The organism is Streptomyces sp. NPDC051041 (assembly GCF_044456065.1).
Classification (GTDB): Bacteria; Actinomycetota; Actinomycetes; order Streptomycetales; family Streptomycetaceae; genus Streptomyces; species Streptomyces glaucus.
In genome coordinates this window covers 39,995-46,203 of the sequence record NZ_JBITFM010000009.1, presented here as the reverse complement: position 1 = coordinate 46,203, position 6,209 = coordinate 39,995, and the positions used below count along the sequence as shown (strand labels likewise).

Here is a 6,209-nt window from a genome sequence, read left to right as displayed (position 1 = left end):
GGTGGGGGGGGGGGGGGGGGGGGGGGGGGGGGGGGGGGGGGGGGGGGGGGGGGGGCGGCGGGGGGGGGGGGGGGGGGGGGGGCGCCCCCCCGCCCCCCCCCGCCGCCGGATCAGTCGACGATCACGGCCGCGTACGCAGTCGGCGTCGTCCCGGTGAGCGCGCCGCCGAAGTTGTCCTCGACCTCCGCCCGCTCCGCCGCGTTCGGGTAGGGGTTCGTGCAGGCGGTGCCGGCGCTGGAGCCGGACATCAGACTGGAGCAGGGCCCGGGCTTGCGGTCCGGCAGACCCAGGATGTGCCCCAGTTCGTGGGACGAGATGCGGACCGTGTCGTAGCCCTGGCCGACGGCCTGCCGTCCGATGTAGACGGTGCCGTTGCCGAGGGTGGTGGGCAGGGCGCGGGGCCAGCCGTTGTCCGCCAGGACGCGGATGTTGGCGCGCTGTCCGGCCGCGACCGGCCGCAGTTCGACGGCGTCGACGCTCTCGTTCCAGATGGCGGCGCCCCGGTCCACCGCGGACCTGAACTCCGCCGCGCCGCTCGCGTCGTAGGTGAGGACCCGTGCCGCCAGGGCGTGGTCCCCGGCGGCCGGCCCGGCGGCCACGGCGTGGCCTCCGGACAGGGTCAGGGCCACCGTCAGGGCGGCGGCGCCCAGACCGCCGGTCAGTCTGCGGACGTGCATGGTCGACCTCCTCGTGGGGAAAGGCAGTCGTGTACATGACATGAACATCGGGGGGTTTCCTGCCCACCCGGGGCAGGCGCCAATCCGTCGTTCCGCGTGACGGTACGACGCCGCGGGACTCGCCTTCGGCGGCCGCCGCGGCGAGGCCCGGCGCCGGACCGGGACGAACCGGTGCCCCCCGCCGGGGCCGGCCGGGACACGCGGTCCGCCTCCACCGGCGAAGCGACGGCTCCCGCGCCGGGCGGCCGGAGCAGCGGGCCGCCGCACTGGCGGGCGCCGGCTTCGGCGACGGGGAACCGGCCGGGACCGGCGGGTCCGCCGGCGGGGCCCCGCCGGCGGATTCACGCCCCGGTGCGGCACGGCGGGCGCGAACCCGCACGGCTGTCCCTCCTTCTGGCGGGCACTCGGACGGTACGTCGTCCACAGGGAGGGGAAGCCGTGCTCGCGGTCGCTGTCCTGCTGCTGCCCGGATTGGGGCTGCTGCTGTTCGTCATGACCCGTATAGAGGACCGGCTCCTGCGGGACGGCGGTGCGCCCCGGTCGCCCCACCGGGGCCATCTGCGGCTCCTGCCCGGTGGCAGGAGCGCGCCGGCCCGGGAGGCCGCCGTGAGCGGGCGCCGCGCGCAGCGCGGGCGGCACGCCGCCTGAGCCCCCGCCTCGGCAGCCGGGCCCCCCGGAGCCGGGCCGGTCAGTACAGCTTGTCGACAGCGGTGACGGTGGTCCGCCGGAAGTCGGCGACCCGGGCGTGCTCGAAGGTGCCCATCTGCCCCCACTGGACGACGGTCACGGTCCTGTCGTCCCGTCCGACCGAGAACAGATGGATGTCGGAGGACCCCGACGTGGAGGCGGTGTGCAGGCCGTAGACGTGGGCGCCCTCCTCCACGTTCAGCCCGCCGTAGGACTTCACCGTCGCCGTGAGGTCCGGGTCCTGCTTCATCAGCTTCTTCGCGCAGTCGGCGAGGTCCTTGCGCAGCAGGGCCGCGAAGTCCCGGGCGCGCTGCCGGTCCCGCTCCACCACGGTGACCTGCAGGGCGCCGGTGTCGTACTCGGTCCAGTACGAGCGGTGGGTGGCGGTGGACGGCAGCGCCTCGCCCGCGCAGACCGGCAGCGGGTCCGGCTGTCCGGCGGTGACCGGCCCCGCGTACCAGGGGGAGGCCGGGTGCGGCGGCAGCTCGCCCGGTTCCAGGAACCGGGGGGTGCCGGAGTCCGCCGTACCGGCGGTCGCGGGGACGGCGGCCACGGCGACACCGGCGGCGGCCGCCAGCACGGCCACGGTGGCGCGGATTCCTCGAGCTCGTACGTTCACGGTGTGTCTCCCCTTGTGGGCAGGCGCGGCGTGCGCGCTGCGGTGCGGCGTGCCCGGGGCGCCGGGCGCGGCCGGGCCCGACGCCCGGCGCCGCGCGGTCCAGCGCTCCTTGCACCCGGTACGACCCGCTGCGGCCGGCTTTCGTTGCCCTCTCCCTCCGCCACGGTTTCGTCCCGGATGTCACCGGCGGGCAACGGCGGCGGGGCGCATCGGCGCCCCGCCGTCACGGCCCTCTCCCCGCGGGGCCCCGCGTGTCCCGGGACGCCGTCCGGGCAGGTGACGGGGAAGCCCGCCCGGGGCGGGCGTGCCACGATGGGCGAGGGCCTGTAGGTGCGGTCGGGTGTGGAGGCGGAGCATGGACTGGCGGTCGTTCGCGGAGCAGATGGCCTCCCTGGCCCGGGACCTCCTGGCCCAGGAGACGGTGAGCGCCACGCTGGAACGGATCACCGACTCGGCGGTGCGGCTGGTGGAGGGCTGCGAGGCGGCCGGCATCCTCGTCCTGAACGGCGACCGGGTGCAGTCGCTGGCGCCCACGCACCAGTTCGTGGTCGACAGCGACCGGCTGCAGGAGCAGCTGCGCGAGGGACCGTGCTTCGACCTGGCGCGGCCCGGCCCGGCCGAACGCGTCTTCCGCATCCCCGACTTCACCGAGCAGGCGGAACGCTGGCCGACCTACGTACCCCGCGCCCGCGATCTCGGGATGGGCAGCATGATGGGGTTCCTGCTCTACACCCGGGAGGAGGAACTGGGCTCGCTGAACCTCTACTCCCGCAAGCCCGGCACCTTCACCGAGTCCAGCGAGACGGCGGGCTGGCTGCTGGCCTCCCACGCGGCGGTGGCCTTCTCCAGCGCCCGCGCCGACGCCCAGCTGCGCGAGGCCCTCGACACCCGGCACACCATCGGGGAGGCGATGGGCATCCTGATGGGCCGGTACCGGATCAGCGAGGAGGAGGCCTTCGACCTGCTGCGCACCCAGTCCCAGAAGACCAACACCAAGCTGCGGGAGGTGGCGCGGCGCGTCTGCGAGACCGGCAGTCCGGTGCCCTGAGGGGCGCGGACGGCGGTCCTCCCGGCTCATGGGCCGAACCGGGAGGACCTTGGCCGGGACAGCCCCCGGGGTATGCCGCTGCACCCGGCCCGGTCACGGGGTTCCCTGTTCACACGGCCTGAGACGTCCCCCGCGGCGGCGGGCCCGGCGATCCGCGGGCGGCCCGTCCGCCCGGCGCGGTGTCCCGCCGCCGCACCACGCACCGCGCCCGCCCGGGACGGCGCGGCGAGGACGGACGGGGCGGCACCGCCCGGGATCGGCGCCCCGGGGCGTTCCGCCGCCGTCCCGGGGCCGGCCGGGTCACACCGCGTGCCCCTGCGCCCTGAGCCATTCGTGGACGGTGTCCTTGTCCGACGGGGTGATCCGGACGTCCGCCCCGATCCAGGGGCCCTCGTCCTCGTTGAAGGCCGTGTCCGTGACCCGGGCGGTGACCCATGTGGCCAGGTCCTCCGCGGCCCGGTCCGACAGGGAGCCGCGCTCCCAGCCGGTGCGCGCCTCACGGGCCGCGGCGCTGTCGTGCCGTTCGGTCTCCGCCAGCCAGGCCGCCACCAGCCGCTCGACGGTACGGCGCTCCCCGGACGGTGTCCGCTGCTGCTTGTCCTCGCTGTTCATGCCGCACGAGTGCCCCGGATCCGGCCGGCACGCGCACCCGGGCGGACCCGTGTCGGCGGGGACGCGCCGGGTACCCGAGGGGCACCGGCAAGTGTTCCGAGCGGTCGTCCCAGGCGGCCGGCGAAGGGGGCAACGATGACGCAGCACGCCGACGACAACGCTTTCGACCAGCGCGCCGGCGTTCCCGAGCTCCGCCTGGCGGCGGGCGGCCCCGCGCCCGTTCCCCGGCACGACGTGACGGGCGGGGACCTGCCCCTGGACCGCAACCAGGCGATCCTGGAGGCGGCCAAGCAGGTGGGGGCGATCCTGAAGCGGCAGGGGCACGCGTTCGCGCTGGCGGGCAGCGTCGCCGTGTACGCCCACGGCGGCGTCCAGAACCTCCAGCACGACGTCGACTTCTGCATCCGCCCCGAGGACGCGGCCTCCGTCGCCGACACCCTGCGCGAGGCGGGCCTGACGGTGTACACGCCTCCGGAGGACTGGCTGCTGAAGGCCACCTGCCTGGGACAGCAGGTGGACCTCATCTTCGAGCTGGCGCACGAGCCCGTCACGACGGAGCTGCTGGCGCGGGCCGAGGAGCTGTCGGTGGACTCGGTGCTCATGCCGGTGCTGGCGCCGACCGACCTGATGCACAGTCTGCTGGCCGCCTTCTCGGAGCACCACTGCGACTTCGGAGCGGTCCTCCCGATCGCCCGCACGCTGCGGGAGAAGATCGACTGGGGCGAGGTGCGCCGCTCCTGCGGGGACGCCCCGATGCCCGCGGCGTTCTTCTTCATGCTGGAGCGACTGGAGATCATTGCGCCGAAGGAGGAACAGCGATGACCGACCCGGTAGCCCGCCAGGGGGCCGCGGCGGGCGACGCCCCGCCCGCCGCGCACGTCGAGTACCGCGTCGCCCATCTCCAGGACCGGCTCGCCGCGGAGGAACTCGGCGAGCTGGGCGTACGGACCGAGATGCGGGCCGGAGCCGTCGTGGTGAGCGGCACGGTGCCCTCGGCGCGGTGCCGCGAGACCCTGTTGCGGATCGTCGGTGAGGAGCTGGCCGGGATCACCGTGCACAGCGACATCGTGGTGGCGGAGACGACCCGCCCCGATCATGCGGAGGAGCTGTGATGGTCCGCGTCGCCGCCGTGGGGGACATCCACATGGGGCCCGACAGCCAGGGACTGCTGCGGCCCGCGTTCGACACCCTGTCCGACTGTGCCGATCTGCTGCTGCTCGCCGGGGACCTGACCCGGCACGGCACCCCGGAGGAGGCACGGGTGGTGGCGCAGGAGGTGCGCGGTCTGCCCGTGCCGGTCGTGGCGGTACTCGGCAACCACGACCACCACGACGAACAGCCGGAGAAGGTCGCCGACATCCTCCGGGACGCCGATGTGACGGTCCTGGAGGGCGGGGCGACCGTCGTGGAGTGCGACGGCGCACGCGTCGGCGTGGCCGGCACCAAGGGTTTCGGCGGCGGGTTCGTCGGCCGCTGCGCGGGGGAGTTCGGCGAGCCGCTGATGAAGGAGTTCGTCCGCTCCACCCGGCGCAGCGCGGACGGTCTGCGCACCGCGCTGGAGGAGCTGGACCGGGAGGGCTGCGACGTGCGGGTCGCCCTCACGCACTTCTCCCCCGTGGCCGACACCCTCGCCGGTGAGCCGCTGGAGATCTATCCCTTCCTCGGCAGCTATCTGCTCGCCGAGGCGATCGACACGGCCGGCGCGGACCTCGCCGTGCACGGCCACGCCCACATGGGCACGGAGCACGGGATGACGGCCGGCGGCGTGCGGGTGCGCAACGTGGCGCAGCCGGTCATCCGCCGCGCGTTCAGCGTGTACCAGTTGCACACCGCCGGCTGACCGGCGCGGGAGCCGTCAGGGCCGGCCGGGTTCTCCCGTCGTGCGCCCCAGGTAGGTGACCGGCCCCGGGTCCGGCACCTCGATCTCGTGGAAGCCGAGGCGGTCGTAGAAGGCTCTGGCCGGGGTGTTGGCCGTCGCCATCCCCAGGTGGACGGCCGGCACCCCGGCGTCCCGCAGCGCCCCCAGGAACGTCCGCATCAGCGCCCGGCCGTGTCCGCGGCCCTGCCACTCGGGCAGCAGGTCGATGTGCAGATGGGCCGGATACGCGGCCAGTTGGGGCAGGACCATCCGCTCGGGGTGGTGCAGCAGCACCCTCATCGCCTCGTCCGGCGTGCCCGGCGGGCCGTCCGGTTCCGGGTGGCGGTCGGCGACCCGGGGCAGCCACTTCGTGCGGAACGCCTCGACGAAGCGGGGCGTGTCGGCGGTGCCGAGGATGTAGCCGACCGCCCGCCCCTGCCCGTCGTCCAGGACGAAGGCCAGCTCAGGCTCCAGGTGGACGTACGGCGCCGCGAAGATCACGGGGAGGATGCCGGGATCCGCGTAGTGGGGTCGGCTGTCGCGGCCGTTGTGTCCGGTGCGGACGCAGATGTCGTCCAGGGCCTCTCGGTCCCCGGGGCGGTACGGGCGTACGGCGGGAGACGAAGTCACCGGGACATCCTGCTCCCCTGGGAGCGCTCTCACAAGATTGCGGGGCGGCTCCCCGCCCACGGGTGTCTCCCGTGGGCG

At 75.1% G+C, this 6,209-nt stretch carries 9 protein-coding genes; 5 read left to right on the top strand and 4 right to left on the bottom strand.

Translation table 11 applies throughout. From position 1 onward, the window contains the following. Positions 1–110 precede the first annotated feature (110 nt). Positions 111–677, bottom strand: coding sequence for a snapalysin family zinc-dependent metalloprotease (locus ACIBAI_RS16730; RefSeq protein WP_399034836.1), 567 nt, complete (start codon positions 675–677; stop codon positions 111–113). A 438-nt stretch (positions 678–1,115) separates the two neighbouring features. Between ACIBAI_RS16730 and ACIBAI_RS16725 the strand changes: the two genes are divergently transcribed. Next, positions 1,116–1,325, top strand: a complete 210-nt coding sequence (locus ACIBAI_RS16725; RefSeq protein WP_399034833.1) for a hypothetical protein — start codon at positions 1,116–1,118, stop codon at positions 1,323–1,325. A gap of 40 nt (positions 1,326–1,365) precedes the next feature. On the opposite strand, the gene ACIBAI_RS16720 is transcribed toward ACIBAI_RS16725, so the two are convergent. Next, positions 1,366–1,983 carry a hypothetical protein gene (locus ACIBAI_RS16720; protein WP_399034831.1) on the bottom strand — a complete coding sequence of 206 codons (618 nt, stop codon included), beginning with the start codon at positions 1,981–1,983 and terminating at the stop codon, positions 1,366–1,368. A 355-nt stretch (positions 1,984–2,338) separates the two neighbouring features. Between ACIBAI_RS16720 and ACIBAI_RS16715 the strand changes: the two genes are divergently transcribed. Then, on the top strand, positions 2,339–3,031 hold the full coding sequence (locus ACIBAI_RS16715) for a GAF and ANTAR domain-containing protein (RefSeq protein WP_399034829.1): 693 nt from the start codon (positions 2,339–2,341) through the stop codon (positions 3,029–3,031). 300 nt (positions 3,032–3,331) lie between these two features. On the opposite strand, the gene ACIBAI_RS16710 is transcribed toward ACIBAI_RS16715, so the two are convergent. Then, positions 3,332–3,643 carry a hypothetical protein gene (locus ACIBAI_RS16710; RefSeq protein WP_399034827.1) on the bottom strand — a complete coding sequence of 104 codons (312 nt, stop codon included), beginning with the start codon at positions 3,641–3,643 and terminating at the stop codon, positions 3,332–3,334. A 135-nt stretch (positions 3,644–3,778) separates the two neighbouring features. On the opposite strand from ACIBAI_RS16710, the gene ACIBAI_RS16705 reads away from it, so the two are divergent. Genes ACIBAI_RS16705 through ACIBAI_RS16695 form a run of 3 tightly spaced genes read left to right on the top strand, consistent with a single transcriptional unit; the run spans position 3,779 to position 5,483 of the window. After that, on the top strand, positions 3,779–4,465 hold the full coding sequence (locus ACIBAI_RS16705) for a nucleotidyltransferase domain-containing protein (RefSeq protein ID WP_399034825.1): 687 nt from the start codon (positions 3,779–3,781) through the stop codon (positions 4,463–4,465). Continuing rightward, positions 4,462–4,755: a BON domain-containing protein gene (locus ACIBAI_RS16700; RefSeq protein ID WP_399034823.1), complete on the top strand. Its 294-nt coding sequence runs from the start codon at positions 4,462–4,464 to the stop codon at positions 4,753–4,755. Before ACIBAI_RS16705 ends, ACIBAI_RS16700 begins: the two co-directional genes overlap by 4 nt. Beyond that, positions 4,755–5,483, top strand: a complete 729-nt coding sequence (locus ACIBAI_RS16695; protein ID WP_399034821.1) for a metallophosphoesterase — start codon at positions 4,755–4,757, stop codon at positions 5,481–5,483. The genes ACIBAI_RS16700 and ACIBAI_RS16695 overlap by 1 nt, the downstream gene beginning before the upstream one ends. Before the next feature lie 15 nt (positions 5,484–5,498). Here ACIBAI_RS16695 and ACIBAI_RS16690 read toward each other — a convergent pair whose 3' ends face one another. After that, positions 5,499–6,131, bottom strand: a complete 633-nt coding sequence (locus ACIBAI_RS16690; protein ID WP_399034819.1) for a GNAT family N-acetyltransferase — start codon at positions 6,129–6,131, stop codon at positions 5,499–5,501. Positions 6,132–6,209 lie beyond the last annotated feature (78 nt).

Excerpts from the sequence above, each read along its gene's own strand:
- ACIBAI_RS16705 (WP_399034825.1), top strand. The coding sequence starts at position 3,779 with ATGACGCAGCACGCCGACGACAACGCTTTCGACCAGCGCGCCGGCGTT.
- ACIBAI_RS16695 (WP_399034821.1), top strand. The coding sequence starts at position 4,755 with ATGGTCCGCGTCGCCGCCGTGGGGGACATCCACATGGGGCCCGACAGC.
- ACIBAI_RS16700 (WP_399034823.1), top strand. The coding sequence starts at position 4,462 with ATGACCGACCCGGTAGCCCGCCAGGGGGCCGCGGCGGGCGACGCCCCG.
- ACIBAI_RS16710 (WP_399034827.1), bottom strand. The coding sequence starts at position 3,643 with ATGAACAGCGAGGACAAGCAGCAGCGGACACCGTCCGGGGAGCGCCGT.
- ACIBAI_RS16715 (WP_399034829.1), top strand. The coding sequence starts at position 2,339 with ATGGACTGGCGGTCGTTCGCGGAGCAGATGGCCTCCCTGGCCCGGGAC.
- ACIBAI_RS16730 (WP_399034836.1), bottom strand. The coding sequence starts at position 677 with ATGCACGTCCGCAGACTGACCGGCGGTCTGGGCGCCGCCGCCCTGACG.